The organism is Actinosynnema sp. NPDC091369, assembly GCF_044757065.1.
In the GTDB taxonomy this organism is placed as follows: Bacteria; Actinomycetota; Actinomycetes; order Mycobacteriales; family Pseudonocardiaceae; genus Actinosynnema.
The window spans coordinates 1,577,545-1,596,757 of the sequence record NZ_JBIVUG010000001.1 but is presented as its reverse complement, the minus strand read 5'-3'; the positions used below and the strand labels follow the sequence as shown (position 1 = coordinate 1,596,757).

Sequence of the window (19,213 nt, the reverse complement as noted above, 5' to 3'; positions counted from 1 at the left end):
GGATGGGTTCCCACCCGCCGGACTTCACGTCAGGGTCGGTTGTGCGGACCCCGGGGCATCCCCCCGGAGAGCCCGCGTGGTGCTGCGGTGCTCCGGTTGGGGTTACTCGCCCGTCGCCTTCGCGATGATCTCCTTCGCGACGTTCGCGGGAACCTCGGCGTAGGAGTCAAAGGTCATCGAGTAGTTCGCGCGACCCTGGGTCTTGGACCGCAGGTCGCCGACATACCCGAACATCTCCGACAGCGGGACCAGCGCCTTGACGACGCGGGTGCCGCTGCGCTCTTCCATGGCCTGGATCTGGCCACGGCGGGAGTTCAAGTCGCCGATCACGTCGCCCATGTACTCCTCGGGCGTGGTGACCTCGACGGCCATCAACGGCTCGAGGATCGCCGGGCTCGCCTGCCGGGCGGCTTCCTTGAGCGCCATGGAGCCCGCGATCTTGAACGCCATCTCCGACGAGTCGACCTCGTGGTAGGCGCCGTCGACCAGCGTCACCTTGACGCCCACCAGCGGGTAGCCCGCCAGCACGCCGTACTGCATCGCGTCCTGGGCGCCCGCGTCCACGGACGGGATGTACTCCCGCGGGATGCGACCACCGGTGACCGCGTTGACGAACTCGTAGAGAGCGCCGTCCTCGGTCTTCTCCAGCGGCTCCAGGTCGATGAGGACCTTCGCGAACTGGCCGGAGCCACCGGTCTGCTTCTTGTGGGTGTAGGAGTACTTCTCCACCTTGCGGCGGATCGTCTCCCGGTACGCCACCTGGGGCTTGCCGATGTTGGCCTCGACCTTGAACTCGCGGCGCATGCGGTCCACCAGGATGTCCAGGTGGAGCTCGCCCATGCCGGCGATGATCGTCTGGCCGGTCTCCTGGTCCAGGTTGACCCGGAACGTCGGGTCCTCCTCGGCCAGCTTCTGGATCGCCGTGCCCAGCTTCTCCTGGTCGGCCTTCGTCTTGGGCTCGATCGCCACCTGGATGACCGGCTCGGGGAAGGTCATGGACTCCAGCACGATGGGCGCCTGCGGGTCGCTCAGCGTCTCACCGGTGGTGGTGTCCTTCAGACCGATCACGGCGTAGATGTGACCGGCGATGGCCTCGTCGACCGGGTTCTCCTTGTTGGCGTGCATCTGGAAGATCTTCCCGATGCGCTCCTTGCGGTCCTTGGTCGAGTTGATGACCTGGGTGCCGGAGGCGACCCGACCCGAGTACACCCGGATGTAGGTCAGCTTGCCGAAGAAGGGGTGCACGGCGATCTTGAACGCCAACGCGGAGAACGGCTCGGCGCTCTCGGGCTTGCGGAAGGCCGGCGTCTCGCCGTCCTGCAGCGTGCCCTCGACCGGCGGGAGGTCCAGCGGCGACGGCAGGAAGTCGATCACGGCGTCGAGCATGGGCTGCACGCCCTTGTTCTTGAACGCCGAGCCGCACAGCACCGGGTACGCGGAACCGTCGGAGACGATCTTGCGGATGCCGTTCTTGATCTGCTCGACGGTCAGCTCTTCGCCACCGAGGTAGGACTCCATCAGGGCGTCGTCGGTCTCGGCGACGGCCTCGATGAGCTGCTCGCGGTACTCGTTGGCCTTGTCGACCAGGTCCGCGGGGATCTCCTCGACGGTGTAGTCCTCGCCCTTCTGGACCTCACCGCGCCACGTGAGCGCCCGCATCTCGACCAGGTCCACGACGCCGATGAAGTCGCTCTCGGCGCCGATCGGGATCTGGATCGGCAGCGGCTTCGCGCCCAGGCGCTCGGAGATGGTGCGGATGGTGAAGTAGAAGTCCGCGCCCAGCTTGTCCATCTTGTTGACGAAGCAGATGCGGGGGACGTCGTACTTGGTCGCCTGGCGCCAGACCTGCTCGGACTGGGGCTCGACGCCCTCCTTGCCGTCGAACACGGCAACGGCGCCGTCGAGGACGCGGAGGTTGCGCTCCACCTCGACGGTGAAGTCGACGTGGCCCGGCGTGTCGATCAGGTTGATCTGGTGGTTCTTCCAGAAGCAGGTCGTCGCGGCCGACGTGATCGTGATGCCGCGCTCCTGCTCCTGCTCCATCCAGTCCATGACCGCGGCGCCGTCGTGGACCTCGCCGATCTTGTAGCTGATCCCGGTGTAGAACAGGATCCGCTCGGTCGTCGTGGTCTTGCCCGCGTCGATGTGGGCCATGATCCCGATGTTGCGGACCTTGGCCAGGTCGGTGAGCACGTCCTGTGCCACGGGTGTCTTCCCCTGTCTTGAGCTAGCTGGTAGCAGGCTCACTAGGGCTGGGAGAGCCCCGCCGGCCCTCTCGGGACCAGCGGGGCGTCACATCACCAGCGGTAGTGGGCGAAGGCCTTGTTGGACTCGGCCATCTTGTGCGTGTCCTCGCGGCGCTTGACGCTCGCGCCGAGGCCGTTGCTCGCGTCGAGCAGCTCGTTCATCAGGCGCTCGATCATGGTCTTCTCACGGCGCTGCCGGGAGAAGGTGATCAGCCAGCGCAGCGCGAGGGTGGTCGAGCGGCCGGGCTTGACCTCGACCGGCACCTGGTAGGTGGCGCCACCGACGCGGCGGGACTTCACCTCGAGCGCGGGCTTGACGTTGTCCAGGGCGCGCTTGAGCGTGACGACCGGGTCCGTGCCGGTCTTCTCGCGGGCGCCTTCGAGGGCGCCGTACACGATCCGCTCGGCCACGGAGCGCTTGCCGTCGACCAGCACCTTGTTGATGAGCTGGGTCACCAGCGGAGAGCTGTAGACCGGGTCGGAGATCAGCGGCCGCTTCGGGGCCGGTCCCTTGCGGGGCATCAGCTCTTCTCCTTCTTCGCGCCGTACCGGCTGCGAGCCTGCTTGCGGTTCTTCACGCCCTGCGTGTCGAGGGAACCGCGGATGATCTTGTAGCGGACACCGGGGAGGTCCTTCACACGACCGCCGCGCACGAGCACCATCGAGTGCTCCTGGAGGTTGTGGCCCTCACCGGGGATGTAAGCCGTGACCTCGATACCGCTCGTCAGCTTCACGCGGGCGACCTTGCGCAGCGCCGAGTTCGGCTTCTTGGGCGTGGTCGTGTAGACGCGGGTGCACACACCGCGCCGCTGCGGGCTGCCCTTGAGCGCCGCGGTCTTCTGCTTGGCGACCTTGTCCTGCCGGCCCTTGCGGACCAGCTGCTGGATCGTTGGCATACGCCGGCTGCTTCTTCCCTTTACGTGCCCGCCGCGTGGGCGACGAGCCCTGTTTACTTGGTCCCTCTCTGCACCCGAGGTCGGGCGTGTCGCCGCTTCCGGCGGTGCCGAAAGTGCGTGCACTGCGCCCCAGGTCCGCAGGCGACATCCCAGGATGCCCCTACGCGTGGAGGTCACCGCGGCCGGCTTTCCAGCACCACTGGCGCGTAGGCACGCGGAGCGGCCCGACATGGGTCGGGCACGAGTACCAAAGATACCCCGCCTGGTTCCCACGGGTCAAAACGGGGGCACCTCGGAGCCTGTTCACGCGGACGACGCGACGTGTGCCGGTTCCACCCGCAGGTGTGGTTTTGTGACGGCGCTCGCAGCCGACCGCCCGGCCGGGCCCGCAGTCGGGGGCCGATGGGTGGCTCAGTGCCCAGAAGAACACGAATGCGCGGGACGCGCCGGTCGACGTGACCGCTATTTCACTCGAACGAGTGGTGCGCGGGGTTGCACGCGAATCGGGTCACACTGGTCCGGTGAACTCCGATCTCATCGCGGGCATGGCGGCGCTGGTGGCCGCCGACGCCTCGCCCGAGGTGCTCGCGGTGCGCGGCGACGTCGTCGTGATCCGGGTCGCCGACGTGGTGCTCAAGGCGCACGAGCGCGGCACGGACCTCGGCCTGCTCACCGACCGGCTCCGGCTGGCCGCCGACCCGCGGCTGGGCGGGCTGCTGCTCGCGCCCCGGTCGGCGCCCGCGGTGGTGCTCGGCCGGGTCGTGACGGCGTGGCCGATGGGCACGCCCGTGCCGCAGAGCGCGCCCGAGGACCTGCCGATGGAGGCCGCCGGGCGAATGCTGGCCGCGTTGCACCGGTTCACCTCGGCGGACTTCGCGCCGCCCGTGCCGGCCGCGGGCGCCGTGCCACGGATGCGGCGGGCGGTGCGCGACCTGGCGCTGGACACGCCTGCCGCCGACCTGGTGCGCCGGGCGTTCGCGACGTTGCCGGAGTTCGACGGGGGCGGGACCACCCTCATCCACGGCGACTGGCACCTGGGCCAGCTCGTGCGGCGGGACGGGTACCGGTTGATCGACGTGGACGACCTGGGCGTGGGCGACCCGGCGTGGGACCTGGCCCGGCCGGCCGCGCTGCACGCGGCGGGCGTGCTCGACGCGCAGGCGTGGGGCCGGCTGCTCGGGGCGTACCTGGACGCGGGCGGCGCGGGCGTGCCGCGGGCCGACCCGTGGTCGGTGCTGGACGCCCCGGCGCGCGCTTTGGTCGTGCAGATGGCGGCGCGTGCCCTTTCCGCTGCGGAGCGCGACGGAACCGAGTTGAACGACGCCCAAGAAGCGCTGATCGACGCGTGCGCGCGGATCGTGTCGACACACGAACCCATTCGGCGCGGCTAATATCGAATCCATCGCGTCAAGAGCAGGAGGCTCACACGATGCAGTGTCCCAAGTGTCATGCGAACATGCGCACCTTCGACCGCATGGGCGTGCACATCGAGCAGTGCGATGGCTGCCGCGGGGTCTTCCTCGACTACGGCGAGCTGGAGGCCATCACCCGGCTCGAGCAGCAGATGGCCGCTCCGCCGCCCCCGCCGCCGGTCGCGCCTCCTGCGCAGGTGCACTACGTGCAGCAGCCGGCTCCGCAGCCGGGTTGGGGCTACGGCGGCGGCCACTACGGCCACCGGAAGCACCGCGGCCTGGGCGGGTTGTTCTTCTCGTCCTGATCTTCACCCTCGGTGGCCCCGCACCCCGGTGCGGGGCCACCGTTGCTACTACCGAAAAACCGGGCGATACTCGGTAGTGAACCCGAGGAGGCCCGTCATGTCCGTCGCCACCGAGGCTGCGCAGATCCGCGACCTGTTCGACCAGATCGAGGAGATCGAAGAGGTCGCGTCGAGCTTGTCCGAGGACGACGAGCGCCGGCGCAAGCTGCGCGGCGTGGTGGCGAAGGCCCTGCGCAAGGCGCCGCCGGTGCGACCGGTGGTGGCCGGTGAGCTGCTGGAGCTGACCGAGAAGACGGTCAAGGCGTGGGCGCGCGAGGGCGTGCTCGCCATCCACAGCCAGGAACCCCGGATGCTGCTGGACGCCGAGCGGCTGCACGAGGTGCTGCACGTCGTGTCGGACCTGAGGCGCGCGGGCAAGAGCCGCGGGTTGCTGGACGAGGTGCACCGGCGGTTGAGCGACGCGGCGCTGCTCGACCGCGCCGACCTCGCCACCAGCCTGGAGCAGCTGCACCGCGGTGAAGGACGCGTAGTTCGCTGATCACCGTCGTCGAAACGCCCGTCGCGGCCGGTCAGGCCGCCGGCCTGCGCGGTGCCGCCCGCATCGCCTACGACCGGTTCCTGGACGAGCTCGCCCACAGCGGCTGCCTGGCCCTCGGCTACCGGGTCACCGGTCCCGAACCCCTGCCGCGCCTGTGCGTGAAGCACCTCCGCGGGCCCGACCGCGTCGTCGTGGCCTTCCCGTCCCCGCGCACCGCGTGGGTCCTGCTCGTCGGTCCGCACGACGACGACCCCGGTCGCGACCTCTACGAGGCGCTGTACGAGCTGGCGGGCGTCCGCCCGAAGCTGACCGAGAAGCGCACCAAGCCACCGTGCTGCTCGGACGCCACTCCCCCGCTCGCGGACTCCGACCTGGTCGACGACCTGGTCGCCCGCGCCCGCTCGCTGGCCAAATCCCGCCGCCGCCCCACCTGACCTCGCGCGAGTCGAACCTCCAGACCCCGCGAGTCGAACGCTCAGGCCCCGAGAGTCGAACCCTCAGGCCCCGAGAGTCGAACGTTCAGGCCCCCTGAGTTCAACGTTCAGAACGCACCGGCGGGCCACAACAGCGGCATCCGCGCGTCCTGAGCGTTGAATTCGGGGTACCTGAGCGTTCGACTCTCGGGGCCTGAACGTTCGACTCACGGGAAAGGCCCCCGGAGCGGGAGGCTCCGGGGGCCTTTCAGCCGACTGGTTGCTTCAGCGGTAGTCGCGGCCGAAGTCGTAGTCGTCCAGCGGGACCGCGGCACCCGTACCCGTGCCGAAGACGTCCGGCGTGTAGTAGCCGTCGTCGTAGCTCGGGATCGCGTACGCCGCCGCACGCGCTTCCTCGGTCGGCTGCACCTGGATGTTCCGGTACCGGTTGATGCCGGTGCCGGCCGGGATCAGCTTGCCGATGATCACGTTCTCCTTCAGGCCGATGAGCTTGTCCGAACGCCCGTTGATGGCGGCGTCGGTCAGGACCCTCGTCGTCTCCTGGAAGGAGGCCGCCGACAGCCACGAGTCCGTGGCCAGCGACGCCTTCGTGATACCCATCAGCACCGGACGGCCGGCGGCGGGCTCGCCACCCTCGGCCACCACGGCCCGGTTGCCCGACTCGAACTCCGCGCGCTCGACCAGCGAGCCCGGCAGGAACTCGGTCGCACCCGAGTCGATGATCGTCACCCGGCGCAGCATCTGCCGGACGATGACCTCGATGTGCTTGTCGTGGATCGCCACACCCTGGGCCCGGTAGACCTTCTGGACCTCTTGCACCAGGTGCAGCTGGGCCTCGCGGGGCCCCATCACGCGCAGCACCTCGTGCGGGTCGGGCGTGCCCTCCAGCAGCTGCTGGCCCACGTGCACGTGGTCGCCGTCCTGCAACGGGCCGGTGGCCGTGTTGGCCAGCCGCTGACGCTTCGACAGCTTCTCGAAGACGATCTCCTCGGACCCGTCGTCCGGGATGAGGGTGATCTTCCAGAACCGGTCGCCGTCCTCGATGCGCACCCGGCCGTCGACGTCCGCGATGGGCGCCTTGCCCTTCGGCACGCGGGCCTCGAACAGCTCCTGCACACGGGGCAGACCGGTGGTGATGTCGTCACCGGCCACACCACCCTGGTGGAACGTGCGCATGGTCAGCTGCGTGCCGGGCTCACCGATGGACTGCGCGGCGACGATGCCGACGGCCTCGCCGACGTCGACCAGCTTGCCGGTCGCCATCGAACGGCCGTAGCAGGACGCGCACACACCGACCGCGGACTCGCAGGTCAGCACGGAGCGGACCTTGACCCGGGTCACGCCCGCCTCGACGAGCGTGGCCAGCGCCGGGTCGCCCAGGTCGTCACCGCGGTTGAGCACGATGTTGCCATCGGCGTCGGTGATGTCCTCGGCGATGGTCCGCGCGTACACGCTGGTCTGCGCGAACTCGTGCAGCACGACCTTGTCGCCCTGCCGCTCGCCGACCGTCATGTTCACGCCGCGGCTGGTGCCGCAGTCGACCTCGCGGATGATGACGTCCTGCGAGACGTCCACCAGACGACGGGTCAGGTAACCCGAGTCGGCGGTGCGCAGCGCGGTGTCGGCCAGACCCTTGCGGGCGCCGTGCGTGGCGATGAAGTACTCCAGCACCGACAAGCCCTCGCGGAACGAGTTCTTGATCGGACGCGGGATGTACTCGCCCTTCGGGTTGGTCACCAGACCACGCATGCCGGCCAGCGACCGGACCTGGGTCATGTTGCCCGCCGCCCCGGACTTCACGATCATGCGGATCGAGTTGTCCTCGGGGAAGTTGGCCTCCATGACCTCGGCGACCTCTTCGGTGGCCTTGGTCCACACCTTGACGAGCTCGTTGTTGCGCTCGGTGTAGGAGAGCTGACCGCGCTGGTAGCGCTTCTCCACCGCGTCCGCGAGCTTCTCGTACTCGTCCAGGATGCCCTGCTTGGCCTCCGGCACGAGCACGTCGGAGATCGCGACCGTGACGCCCGACCGGGTGGCCCAGTAGAAACCGGCGTCCTTCAGCTTGTCCAGCGTCCGGGCGACGGTGACCATCGGGTACCGCTCGGCGAGGTCGTTGATGATCGTCGCCTGCCGCTTCTTCGGCATGACCTCGTTGATGAACGGGTAGTCCTGCGGCAGGACCTCGTTGAACAGCACGCGACCGAGGGTCGTCTCGGCCAGCCACGGCTGACCGGGCTCCCAGCCCTCCGGCTCCTGGCCCTTCGGCGGGTTCTTGTCCGTGATCCGGATCTTGACCATCGCCTGGAGGCCGAGCACCTTGCGGTCGAACGCCATCAGCGCCTCGGCGGGCGAGGAGTACGCCTGGCCCTCGCCGAGGTCGTTCTCCTTGTGCCGGGTCAGGTGGTACAGGCCGGTGACCATGTCCAGACGCGGCATGGCCAGCGGCTTGCCCGACGCGGGCGAGAGGATGTTGTTCGACGACAGCATCAGCACGCGCGCCTCGGCCTGCGCCTCGGCGGACAGCGGCAGGTGAACCGCCATCTGGTCACCGTCGAAGTCGGCGTTGAACGCCTCGCAGACCAGCGGGTGCAGCTGGATGGCCTTGCCCTCGACCAGCTGCGGCTCGAAAGCCTGGATGCCCAGCCGGTGCAGCGTGGGCGCGCGGTTGAGCAGCACGGGGTGCTCGGTGATGACCTCTTCGAGCACGTCCCACACGGCGGGGCGCGCGCGCTCCACCATCCGCTTGGCGGACTTGATGTTCTGCGCGTGGTTGAGGTCGACCAGCCGCTTCATGACGAACGGCTTGAACAGCTCCAGCGCCATCTGCTTGGGCAGGCCGCACTGGTGCAGCTTCAGCTGCGGGCCGACCACGATGACCGAACGGCCCGAGTAGTCGACGCGCTTGCCGAGCAGGTTCTGGCGGAACCGGCCCTGCTTGCCCTTGAGCAGGTCGGACAGCGACTTGAGCGGCCGGTTGCCCGGACCCGTCACCGGCCGGCCGCGGCGGCCGTTGTCGAACAGCGCGTCGACGGCCTCCTGCAGCATCCGCTTCTCGTTGTTGACGATGATCTCGGGCGCGCCGAGGTCGATCAGCCGCTTGAGGCGGTTGTTGCGGTTGATGACGCGGCGGTACAGGTCGTTCAGGTCGGACGTGGCGAAGCGGCCACCGTCGAGCTGCACCATCGGGCGCAGGTCCGGCGGGATGACCGGGACGCAGTCCAGCACCATGCCCTGCGGGTTGTTGCGGGTCGCCTGGAAGGCGGCCACGACCTTGAGCCGCTTGAGGGCGCGCAGCTTCTTCTGGCCCTTGCCGCTGCGGATGGTCTCGCGCAGCACGTCGGCCTCGGCGTCGACGTCGTAGTCACCCAGGAGCTTCTGGATGGCCTCCGCGCCCATGGCACCGGTGAAGTAGTCGCCGTAGCGGTCGTACAGCTCGCGGTAGAGCAGCTCGTCCGCGATCAGCTGGGCGCGCTCGAGCTTGGTGAAGGTGGACCAGATCTCGTCGAGCCGGTCCAGCTCGCGCTGGGCGCGGTCGCGGAGCTGGCGCATCTCGCGCTCGCCGCCCTCCTTGACCTTGCGGCGGACGTCGGACTTGGCGCCCTCCGCCTCCAGCTCGGCCAGGTCGGCTTCCAGCTTCTGCGCACGGGCCTCGACGTCGGCGTCACGCCGGTTCTCGACCCGCTTGCGCTCGACCTGCATCTCGTTCTCGAGCGTGGGCAGGTCGTTGTGGCGCAGCTCGGTGTTCACGCCCACGATGACGTAGGCGGCGAAGTAGATGATCTTCTCGAGGTCCTTCGGGGCCAGGTCGAGCAGGTAGCCCAACCGGCTGGGGACGCCCTTGAAGTACCAGATGTGCGTGACGGGGGCGGCCAGTTCGATGTGGCCCATCCGCTCGCGGCGCACCTTGGCGCGGGTCACCTCGACGCCGCAGCGCTCGCAGATGATGCCCTTGAAGCGGACGCGCTTGTACTTGCCGCAGTAGCACTCCCAGTCCCGGGTGGGACCGAAGATCTTCTCGCAGAACAAGCCGTCCTTCTCCGGCTTGAGCGTGCGGTAGTTGATGGTCTCGGGCTTCTTGACCTCGCCGTAGGACCACTGGCGGATGTCGTCCGCGGTCGCGAGACCGATGCGAAGCTCATCGAAGAAGTTGACGTCGAGCACGTCTACTCTCTTCCCCTTTTTGGTTCGGTGCTGCTTGGGGTGCTGGTGGCTGGGTCACCGGGACCGCCCCCCGACTGGGCAGGGGGCGGGCGCCCGGTGACCGGCGAGCGTCAGTTGACGACGTCGTCCACGGACGGCGACTCGGACCTCGACAGGTTGATGCCGAGGTTCGCGGCCGCGCGCTCCAGGTCTTCGTCGTCGCCGTCGCGCATCTCGATCGCGGCGCCGTCCGAAGACAGCACCTCGACGTTGAGGCACAGCGACTGGAGCTCCTTGAGCAGCACCTTGAAGGACTCCGGGATACCGGGCTCCGGGATGTTCTCGCCCTTGACGATGGCCTCGTAGACCTTCACGCGGCCGAGCACGTCGTCGGACTTGATCGTGAGCAGTTCCTGGAGCGTGTACGCGGCGCCGTACGCCTGCATCGCCCAGCACTCCATCTCACCGAAGCGCTGACCACCGAACTGCGCCTTACCACCCAGCGGCTGCTGCGTGATCATCGAGTACGGGCCGGTGGAACGAGCGTGGATCTTGTCGTCCACCAGGTGCAGCAGCTTCAGGATGTACATGTAGCCGACCGACACGGGGAAGGGGTACGGCTCGCCGCTGCGCCCGTCGAGGAGCACCGCCTTGCCGTTCTCCTTGACCATGCGCTCGCCGTCGCGGTTCGGGATCGTCGAGCCGAGCAGGCCCGTGATCTCGTCCTCGCGCGCGCCGTCGAAGACCGGCGTGGCGGTCTTCGTGCCCGGCTCCACGTGGTAGAGCTCCTCGGGCAGGTTCTTCGCCCAGTCCGGGTCGCCGTTGATGCTCCAGCCCTGCTTGGCGATCCACCCGAGGTGGGTCTCCAGCACCTGGCCGATGTTCATACGACGCGGCACGCCGTGCGTGTTCAGCACGATGTCGACCGGGGTGCCGTCCTCGAGGAACGGCATGTCCTCGACCGGCAGGATCTTGCCGATGACGCCCTTGTTGCCGTGGCGGCCGGCGAGCTTGTCACCGTCCTGGATCTTGCGCTTCTGGGCCACGTAGACGCGCACCAGCTCGTTCACGCCGGGGGGCAGCTCGTCGTCGTCCTCGCGGCTGAACACGCGGATGCCGATGACCTTGCCGTACTCGCCGTGGGGCACCTTCAGCGACGTGTCGCGCACCTCGCGCGCCTTCTCGCCGAAGATCGCGCGCAGCAGCCGCTCCTCCGGGGTCAGCTCGGTCTCGCCCTTCGGCGTGACCTTGCCGACCAGGATGTCGCCGGGCTGGACCTCGGCGCCGATGCGGATGATGCCGCGCTCGTCGAGGTCGGCCAGGACCTCCTCGGAGACGTTCGGGATGTCCCGGGTGATCTCCTCGGCGCCCAGCTTGGTGTCCCGCGCGTCGATCTCGTGCTCCTCGATGTGGATCGAGGTCAGGACGTCGTCCTGCACGAGGCGCTGCGACAGGATGATCGCGTCCTCGTAGTTGTGGCCCTCCCACGGCATGATCGCGACGAGCAGGTTCTTGCCCAGCGCCATCTCGCCGTTCTCGGTGCACGGGCCGTCGGCCAGGACCTGGCCCTCCTGCACCCGGTCGCCCTCGTTCACGATGGGCTTCTGGTTGATGCAGGTGCCCTGGTTGGACCGGCGGAACTTGTGCAGGCCGTAGGTCTGCCGCGAGCCGTCGTCGGCCATGACCGTGACGTAGTCGGCGGAGATCTCCTCGACCACACCGGTCTTCTTGGCCACCACGACGTCACCGGCGTCGACCGCGGCGCGCAGCTCCATGCCGGTGCCGACCAGCGGGGACTCGCTGCGCAGCAGCGGCACCGCCTGCCGCTGCATGTTCGCGCCCATCAGGGCGCGGTTCGCGTCGTCGTGCTCGAGGAACGGGATCATCGCGGTCGCGGCCGACACCATCTGCCGCGGCGAGACGTCCATGTAGTCCACGTCGGACGGGTCGATCTGCTCGACCTCGCCGCCCTTCTTGCGGACCAGGACCTTCTCCTCGAGGAAGTTGCCCTCGTCGTCGATCTTGGCGTTCGCCTGCGCCTTGACGTAGCGGTCCTCTTCGTCGGCCGTCAGGTAGTCGATCTGGTCGGTGACCCGGCCGTCGACGACCTTGCGGTACGGCGTCTCGATGAAGCCGAACGGGTTGACCCGCCCGTAGGAGGACAGCGAGCCGATCAGGCCGATGTTCGGGCCTTCCGGCGTCTCGATCGGGCACATGCGGCCGTAGTGCGACGGGTGGACGTCGCGGACCTCCATGCCGGCGCGCTCACGCGACAGACCACCCGGGCCCAGCGCCGACAGGCGGCGCTTGTGGGTCAGGCCCGCGAGGGGGTTGGTCTGGTCCATGAACTGCGAGAGCTGGGACGTGCCGAAGAACTCCTTGATCGCCGCCACCACCGGGCGGATGTTGATCAGGGTCTGCGGCGTGATGGCCTCGACGTCCTGGGTCGTCATGCGCTCGCGGACGACGCGCTCCATGCGGGACAGGCCGACCCGGATCTGGTTCTGGATCAGCTCGCCGACGGTGCGCAGGCGGCGGTTGCCGAAGTGGTCGATGTCGTCGACCTCGACGGGCACCTCGACGTCGCCGGGCTTCATCGTCGTCTCACCCGCGTGCAGGCGCACCAGGTACTCGATCGTGGTGACGATGTCTTCCTCGGTCAGCACGCCCGTGGTGATGGGGGTGGACAGGCCGAGCTTCTTGTTGACCTTGTACCGGCCGACCTTCGCGAGGTCGTAGCGCTTGTCCTTGAAGAACAGGTTCTCCAGCAGCGCCTGCGCGGACTCCTTCGTCGGCGGCTCGCCCGGGCGCAGCTTGCGGTAGATGTCGAGCAACGCCTCGTCGGTACCCGCGGTGTGGTCCTTCTCCAGCGTCGTCAGCAGCGTCTCGCTGAACGAGAAGCGCTCGCGGATCTGCTCGGTCGTCCAACCCAGCGCCTTCAGCAGCACGGTCACCGGCTGGCGGCGCTTGCGGTCGATGCGGACGCCGACGGTGTCGCGCTTGTCGACGTCGAACTCCAGCCAGGCACCCCGGGACGGGATGATCTTGACGCTGAAGACGTCCTTGTCGGTCGTCTTGTCGATCGCGGTGTCGTAGTAGACACCCGGCGAGCGGACGAGCTGGGAGACCACGACCCGCTCGGTGCCGTTGATGATGAACGTGCCCTTGTCGGTCATCATCGGGAAGTCACCCATGAACACCGTCTGGCTCTTGATCTCGCCAGTGGTGTGGTTGGTGAACTCCGCCGTGACGAACAACGGGGCGGCGTACGTCATGTCCTTGTCCTTGCACTCCTCGGTCGAGGCTTTGACCTCGTCGAAGCGCGGGTCGGAGAAGGAGAGCGACATCGAGCCGGAGAAGTCCTCGATCGGGGAGATCTCGTTCAAGACCTCCTCGAGGCCGCCCGTCGGCGCCTCGTCACCCTCGTCGACGCGACGCTGGAACCACGCCTCGTCGCCGGTGAGCCATTCGAACGACTGGATCTGCAGGTCGAGCAGGTTGGGCGTCTGAAGCGGTTCGTGGATCTTCGCGAAAGAGACTCGCTTCGGCGCTCCGGGGATCCCCGACGTGGAGTTGGTCGCAGCAGTGGCCTTGGTCGCGCGAGAGATCGCCAAGATGCGTCCTTCCAGGGACAGGTAGCTGGCTAGTCAGCGGAACTAGCACGGCTGTCAAGGGTGCGGCGATGCCCGGCAATCCAGCTCTCGGCGAAGGGCAAACGGAAAGAGGGCAGCGCAAAGGAGCAGTCTAGCCACGCGCGCGGCAACTGTCGAGAGGCACCTGGAAGGACCTTTCTCGTGCTCACCGACAGAGTGACCCGGCCAACGCCCACAGTCAAGATGCCACGCGGCGATCACTCCACTGGCGCAAGGCCCGATAACGCGGAGTTACCGCTTTGACCTGCGAAAATACATGGACGTGAGCCCGCGTGAACCTTTGGCGGGTGTTGCGACCCCGAAGGGAGATGCCGGCGATCCCGTTCGGTCACCGATCGAAAATGTGGCGCAGATCACGTTGTGCTGAGGCTTGAAATCGGGTTCGCAGTCCTGAGTGGACGCCCCGGGCGACCACCCGGCCGCCCCCGGATCAGCACTTGGCGGTCTCGGCCGCCTGGTCGCCGCTCTGGCCGAACATCTCCATGTTGTCGACCTTCCACCGGCCGTCGACCTTCTGCGCGCCGACCCGCATCATCGCGATGCCGCCGCCGCTCTGGTTGTCGGTCGTGCGGGTGGTGACCTGGTCGAGGAACAGCAGCACGGTGGCGCGGTCGCCGTCGAGCGTGGTCACGCCGCTGGACACGGCCTTCACCGTGACCACGAGCTTCTGCTCGGGCGCGAGCGCGCGGACCGGGCCGAAGATCGCGTTGTACTGGCACTTGGCCTTGCCGACGAGCAGCTCGTTGGCGGCCTTCTCGGTCGCGGAGACGTCGGCGAAGTTGTAGGAGAACGCCTTCTCGACCGCCTCGCGGGCCTGGCCCGCGACCTCGGTCGTGCCGCCGCTGTCCACCAGCGCCTGGTTGTAGCGGACCTCGCCCGCCTGGTTCTGGAACCACAGGCCGAGGCCGACCAGCAGGACCGCGAGCACGATCAGGGAGAGGGGCAGGATCATGCCGGACCCGCGGTCGGTGTGGCGGGCGGCCCGGTCGTCGGCGTCGTCCTTCTCGCGCTCGGGCTCGTCGTCGTCCAGGACGCTGGGCGCGACGGCCTCGCCGGTGCGCTTGCGCCGGCCGGTGGGGCGGGGACGGTGCTCGGGGGCCTCGTCCGCCGGCTCGTCGGTCTCGCGGGGCTCGATCAGGCCGGTGTACGCGTACGGCAGGTCCGCGGGACCGCCCTCCGCCTCGGCGGCTTCCGCACCAGGTCGCGCGGCGGTCGCGGCGGGTTCACCGGCGGTCGACCCGGCACCGGTCGGTCCGGCGGCGGTCGATCCGGTACCGCTCGGGGCGTTACCGCTGGTCCCGGTGCCCGAGGTGGTCGTGTCCCCGGTCCGGGTGCCCTCGGCCGACGTCGGCTCGGGGTTCGCGGTCGGCTCGGGGTTCGGGGTGGAGGCCGGGTCGGGGCGCTTGCGCAGGCCGGCGACGCGCGGACGGGTGGTCGGCGTGGTCGGGACCGGGCGGCGGCGGGACGGTGGCACTGACGTCATCTCCTCGGTTCACGCGCCGCCGGCCGCGACCGGCCCCAGCGCGCTGAGCTTCCAACCGGCATCGGTGCGGGTCAGGTCCGTCTGGTACCGGTTGACCTTCTTCACCGACTGCCCGCCCTCCGGCGTCACCGTGGTCTCCACGACGGCGATCAGGTGCGCCTTGCCGGCCCGGTCGTCGAGCTCGGTGACGGCCGCGTCCAGCACCCGGCTCACGGTCACCGTCCGGGCGTCCTCGATCTGCTTCTTGCGGCTGTCCCGACCACCCTCGATCTCGGCGCGCAGCTCGCCCGTCGACGACTCCAGCCACCGGTCGAGGTCGGCGTCGACCTTCTTGTAGTCGAGGGTGGTGAAGTTCGCGATCCCGACCTGCCCCACCCGCAGCACCTCGTCCCGCTCCCGCGAGAACGCCACCGAGTCGTTGGACGTCGCGCCCCACCACGACACCCCGGCCCACACCGCGTACCCGGCGGCGAGCACCGCCAGCACGGCCGCGACCGGCAGCACCCAGTTCCTTCGGACCGAACGTCGCACGTCCACCCGTCCCTCTCCTCAGCCCGGCAGACCGAGCAACTGCCCCAGGCTGGTCAGCAGCGGCGCCTCGGCGGCGGCCTGCCCGGTGGTCGGTTCCCGGCCCGGCTGCGACGTCGCGTCACCCGTCGGCGTCGTCACCGGGATGCCACCGTAAGGCGCGTTCTGCGCACCCCGCACGCCGGTGGCGCTGCCGGGCGCCAACGCGCAATAGGCTTGCGTGTTCAACTCCGCCGGGGTGGTGTCGGTGCCCTGCCGGATCGTGGTGCCGTCGTAGCCGACCGTGCACGGCGGCGGGTCGAACACGTTCAGGGCCAGCCCGAAGTGCGCGCCCGTGCCGTCGCCCTTGGCCACGGTGAACCCGCCGCCGACGATGATCGGGTACGTCACGGCGATCTGCTCCAGTCCGTCCAACCGGCTGACCAGGATGTTCCCCGTGGTCAGCAGGTTGGCCAGCACCACGCCCAGGTTCGGCCCGGTCTCCCGCAGCAGCGCCGACACCTGCTCGGCGGCCTGCGGCGAGACCGCGATGAGCCGGCGGATGTCGGTGTCGGAGTTCTTCAGCTGCTCGGCCAGCGACCGCAGGTCCGCGGAGAACGACCGGATCGCACCGCCCTGCGCGGCCTGCGTGTTCAGCACGACCAGCCCGCTGTCGAGCAGCGCCTTGGTCTGCGGCAGGTGCTCCGTCGCCGCCTGGGTGAACACCTTCGTGTTGTCCAGCAGCACCTGGAGGTCGGGCCCGGTGCCGTTGAACGCCAGGTCCAGCTCGTCCACCACGGTCCGCAGCGACTCGGTCGGCACGGACTTGGCGAACGCGTCGAGGTTGGTCAGCAGCCCGTCCACCGGCGGGGGCGTCCTGGTGGCCGAGCGCGGGATGACCGACCCGTCCGCCAGGAACGGGCCGTCGTCGGCGCGGGGCCGCAGGTCGACGAACTGCTCGCCCACCGCGGACCGGTTGGCGACCACGGCCTCCAGGTCGGCCGGGATCGACGGCGCGCTCGGGTCGATGTCGAGGTCGACCTCCAGCCCGTCGGAGGTCAGCCGCATCTGCCCGACCCGCCCCACGGCGACGCCGCGGTAGGTGACCTCGGCGTTGGTGAACACGCCGCCGGACTCGGCGAGCTGCATCGTCACCACGTACCCGGACGCGCCGAACACCCGGCCGAGGCCGACGTACCGCGCGCCCACGTAGCTCACGCCGACCAGCGCGATCAGCACGAACGCGCCGATCTGGAGCTTGATGCGACCGGGGATCACCGCTTGCCTCCCAGCAGTCCGCCGAGCAGGTCGCCCAGCCCGGAGCCGTTCGACACGCCGGGCAGCGGCAGGTTCGGCAGGGGCAGCGGCAGCGACGGCGCGGTGCCGTCGACGCCGGGCAGGCCGGGCAGGGTCGGCAGCGGCGACTGCCGCGAGCGGCCCAGGTTGTCCACGATCGAGCCCAGGTTCAGGTCGATGTCGGCGTACAGGTTCGTGTAGTCGCCCTTTATGGCGTCCACCGCCGAGTCCGGGAACGGGTAGGTCAGCAGCAGCTCGAAGCCGTGCGGCAGGTTCGTGCCCGCCTCGGCGAGCTTCTGCAACGTCGGCGTCAACGCCTTCAGGTCGGCCACCAGGTCGTCCTTGGACTTGTTCACCGTGTCCACCGCGACGTCGGACAGCGCGTCCAGCGACTGGAGCAGCGTGACCAGCTGGGTGCGCTGCTCGCTGAGCACCTTCAACCCGGGCTCCAGACCGTCCAGCACACCGGTGATCTGGTCGCGCTGGGCGTTCAGCGTGCCGCCGAGCCGGTTGACGCCGTCCAGCGCGCGGGTGATCTCGCCCTTGTGCGAGTCCAGGTCCCCGACCAGCTGGTTCAGGTTGTCCAGCAGCGACCGGATCTGCGGCTCGTTGCCCTCCAGGGCCGCGTTCAGCTCCCGGCTGATGTCCTGGAGCTGCGCGATGCCACCGCCGTTGAGCAGCATGGACAGCGCGCCGAAGACCTCTTCGACCTCGGGGTTGCGGTTGGTGCGCTCGACCGGGATGACCGAGCCGTCGGCGAGCGCGCCCTCCTCCCGCCCTTCGGCGGGCCCGGCCAGCTCCACGTACTTCTCGCCGAGCAGCGCGGACTGGCGCAGCCGGGCGACCGCGTTGCCCGGCAGCTTCACGTCCCCGTTGACCAGCACGGTCACCTCGGCGGTCCAGCCGTCCGCGCCCAGCGCGATCCGGTCCACCCGGCCGACCGGCACGTCGTTGACCTTCACGCCGGCCTGCGGCACGAGGTCCAGCACGTCCTTGAACTGCACCTTCACCGCGTACGGGCGGTCACCGACGTCCGCGCCGCCGGGCAGCGGCATGTTGTAGACGCCGTCGAACCCGCCCGAGCCGCAGCCGGTCAGCACCAGGGCGCTCGCCACGAGCACCGCGAATCGCCTCACCGGGGCACCCCCGCGAGCGGCAGGGGCAGCGGCAGCTTGCCCTGGGAGAGGTCGGACACCACTTCGGCGGGCGTCTTCAACGGCACCGCGCCGCTGAGCAGCGGTTCGAGCTGGCGGCACGTCTGCGCGAGCACGCCCGGCACCCGGCCCGGCTCCACGCCCTGGATGAGCTTGCAGACCAGGACGATCGGCGGCTGGTTCAGCTCGTTCAGGTCGGCCCTGGTGTCGAGCGTGCCGGAGGCCGCGTTGTAGGCGTTCTGCAGGTTGCCCAGGGCCAACGGGCCGACGTCGAGCGCCTCGGCGAGCGACGCGCGCTGGTCGACCAGGACCTGCGTGATGCCGGCGAGCTTGTCGACGTTGGACTTGAGCGCGGCCCGGTTGTCCTGGATGAAGCCCTGCACCTGGCCCAGCGCGGTGGCCAGCTCGGTGAGCGCGGCGCCCAGGTTCTCCCGCTCGTCGGCGAGGAACCCGGCGACCTCGGCCAGCTGCCGGTTCAGGTCGCGCACCTGGCTGTCGTTCGCGGCCAGCATGCCGGTGAACTTCTGCAGGTTGTCCACGGTGCCGAACAGGTCGTCCTTCGAGCCGGACAGCGTGCGGGTGGCGTCACCGAGCTGCTTGATGGTGTCGCCGAGCGCCTGCCCGTTGCCCTGGAGGTTGTCCGCGGCCGAGTCGAGCAGGTCCGACAGCGCGCCGTCCTGGTTGGCCCCGTTCGGGCCGAGGGCGGTGGTGAGCTTGTCCAAGCTCGCGTACAGCTCGTCCAGCTCGACCGGGGTGGCGGTGCGCTCGCGCGGGATGGTCGCGTTCTCGCCCAGCACGTCGCCGCCGGTGTAGGCGGGCGCGAGCTGCACGTACCGGTCGCTGACCACGCTGGGCGCGACCACGACCGCCTGCGCGTCCGCGGGCACCTTCACCGCCCGGTCGAGCGACATCACGACCTTGACCGTCGAGCCCTGCGGCTCGACCTCGTCGATCGTGCCCACCCGGACGCCGAGCACCCGCACGTCCGAGCCGGGGTAGACGCCGACGGCCGCGCCGAACACCGCGGTCACCCGGCGGCTGTTCGCGCCCGCGAACACCCACCACATCGCGGCCGCGGCCACGAGCGCGAGCACGCACGCCATCGCCACCGCACGGGCCAGGTCGCGGCCCACCTTCGTGGTCGCCACG

At 69.4% G+C, this 19,213-nt stretch carries 14 protein-coding genes; 4 read left to right on the top strand and 10 right to left on the bottom strand.

What is annotated here, in order from left to right; all coding sequences use genetic code 11:
• Window positions 1-102: 102 nt before the first annotated feature.
• The 3 genes from fusA to rpsL form a co-directional block, all read right to left on the bottom strand.
• The gene (gene fusA, locus ACIQMJ_RS08000; protein ID WP_499760176.1) at window positions 103-2,205 is read right to left on the bottom strand and encodes an elongation factor G; all 2,103 of its coding nucleotides are present in this window, start codon (window positions 2,203-2,205) and stop codon (window positions 103-105) included.
• A 92-nt stretch (window positions 2,206-2,297) separates the two neighbouring features.
• A complete protein-coding gene (rpsG, locus tag ACIQMJ_RS07995; protein ID WP_073885923.1) occupies window positions 2,298-2,768 on the bottom strand; it encodes a 30S ribosomal protein S7 in 471 nt (156 codons plus the stop codon).
• Window positions 2,768-3,142 carry a 30S ribosomal protein S12 gene (rpsL, locus tag ACIQMJ_RS07990; protein ID WP_030473471.1) on the bottom strand — a complete coding sequence of 125 codons (375 nt, stop codon included), beginning with the start codon at window positions 3,140-3,142 and terminating at the stop codon, window positions 2,768-2,770. The genes rpsG and rpsL overlap by 1 nt, the downstream gene beginning before the upstream one ends.
• Window positions 3,143-3,663: 521 nt before the next feature.
• On the opposite strand from rpsL, the gene ACIQMJ_RS07985 reads away from it, so the two are divergent.
• The 4 genes from ACIQMJ_RS07985 (at window position 3,664) to ACIQMJ_RS07970 (ending at window position 5,831) form a co-directional block, all read left to right on the top strand.
• Window positions 3,664-4,533: a phosphotransferase family protein gene (locus tag ACIQMJ_RS07985; RefSeq protein ID WP_499760175.1), complete on the top strand. Its 870-nt coding sequence runs from the start codon at window positions 3,664-3,666 to the stop codon at window positions 4,531-4,533.
• 38 nt (window positions 4,534-4,571) lie between these two features.
• Entirely contained in the window at window positions 4,572-4,859 is a 288-nt protein-coding gene (locus ACIQMJ_RS07980; protein WP_499760174.1) for a TFIIB-type zinc ribbon-containing protein, read from the top strand.
• A 97-nt stretch (window positions 4,860-4,956) separates the two neighbouring features.
• A complete protein-coding gene (locus ACIQMJ_RS07975; protein WP_499760173.1) occupies window positions 4,957-5,397 on the top strand; it encodes a hypothetical protein in 441 nt (146 codons plus the stop codon).
• Between the two features lie 158 nt (window positions 5,398-5,555).
• Complete coding sequence (locus ACIQMJ_RS07970) at window positions 5,556-5,831, top strand: hypothetical protein (protein ID WP_499760172.1); 276 nt, start codon at window positions 5,556-5,558, stop codon at window positions 5,829-5,831.
• A 264-nt stretch (window positions 5,832-6,095) separates the two neighbouring features.
• Here the strand turns inward: ACIQMJ_RS07970 and ACIQMJ_RS07965 are convergent, their stop codons facing one another.
• The 7 genes from ACIQMJ_RS07965 to ACIQMJ_RS07935 all read right to left on the bottom strand — a co-directional run bounded on the left by ACIQMJ_RS07965 (window position 6,096) and on the right by ACIQMJ_RS07935 (window position 19,212).
• Window positions 6,096-9,992 (bottom strand): DNA-directed RNA polymerase subunit beta', encoded by a 3,897-nt coding sequence (locus ACIQMJ_RS07965; RefSeq protein WP_233825505.1) that lies wholly within the window; start codon window positions 9,990-9,992, stop codon window positions 6,096-6,098.
• A 110-nt stretch (window positions 9,993-10,102) separates the two neighbouring features.
• The gene (gene rpoB, locus ACIQMJ_RS07960) at window positions 10,103-13,585 is read right to left on the bottom strand and encodes a DNA-directed RNA polymerase subunit beta (RefSeq protein WP_499760171.1); all 3,483 of its coding nucleotides are present in this window, start codon (window positions 13,583-13,585) and stop codon (window positions 10,103-10,105) included.
• A gap of 469 nt (window positions 13,586-14,054) precedes the next feature.
• A complete protein-coding gene (locus ACIQMJ_RS07955) occupies window positions 14,055-15,107 on the bottom strand; it encodes a hypothetical protein (RefSeq protein WP_499760170.1) in 1,053 nt (350 codons plus the stop codon).
• Window positions 15,108-15,116: 9 nt separating this feature from the next.
• A complete protein-coding gene (locus ACIQMJ_RS07950) occupies window positions 15,117-15,644 on the bottom strand; it encodes an Rv1363c family protein (RefSeq protein WP_499760169.1) in 528 nt (175 codons plus the stop codon).
• A gap of 12 nt (window positions 15,645-15,656) precedes the next feature.
• Complete coding sequence (locus ACIQMJ_RS07945) at window positions 15,657-16,892, bottom strand: MCE family protein (protein WP_499760168.1); 1,236 nt, start codon at window positions 16,890-16,892, stop codon at window positions 15,657-15,659.
• Window positions 16,889-18,046 (bottom strand): MCE family protein, encoded by a 1,158-nt coding sequence (locus ACIQMJ_RS07940; protein WP_499760167.1) that lies wholly within the window; start codon window positions 18,044-18,046, stop codon window positions 16,889-16,891. Before ACIQMJ_RS07940 ends, ACIQMJ_RS07945 begins: the two co-directional genes overlap by 4 nt.
• A complete protein-coding gene (locus ACIQMJ_RS07935; RefSeq protein WP_499760166.1) occupies window positions 18,043-19,212 on the bottom strand; it encodes an MCE family protein in 1,170 nt (389 codons plus the stop codon). Before ACIQMJ_RS07935 ends, ACIQMJ_RS07940 begins: the two co-directional genes overlap by 4 nt.
• Between the last annotated feature and the right edge of the window lies 1 nt (window position 19,213).

What these genes read in the sequence shown, in the direction of transcription:
- ACIQMJ_RS07955 (WP_499760170.1), bottom strand. Translation starts at nt 15,107, where the DNA reads ATGACGTCAGTGCCACCGTCCCGCCGCCGCCCGGTCCCGACCACGCCG.
- rpsL (WP_030473471.1), bottom strand. Translation starts at nt 3,142, where the DNA reads ATGCCAACGATCCAGCAGCTGGTCCGCAAGGGCCGGCAGGACAAGGTC.
- ACIQMJ_RS07975 (WP_499760173.1), top strand. Translation starts at nt 4,957, where the DNA reads ATGTCCGTCGCCACCGAGGCTGCGCAGATCCGCGACCTGTTCGACCAG.
- rpsG (WP_073885923.1), bottom strand. Translation starts at nt 2,768, where the DNA reads ATGCCCCGCAAGGGACCGGCCCCGAAGCGGCCGCTGATCTCCGACCCG.
- ACIQMJ_RS07980 (WP_499760174.1), top strand. Translation starts at nt 4,572, where the DNA reads ATGCAGTGTCCCAAGTGTCATGCGAACATGCGCACCTTCGACCGCATG.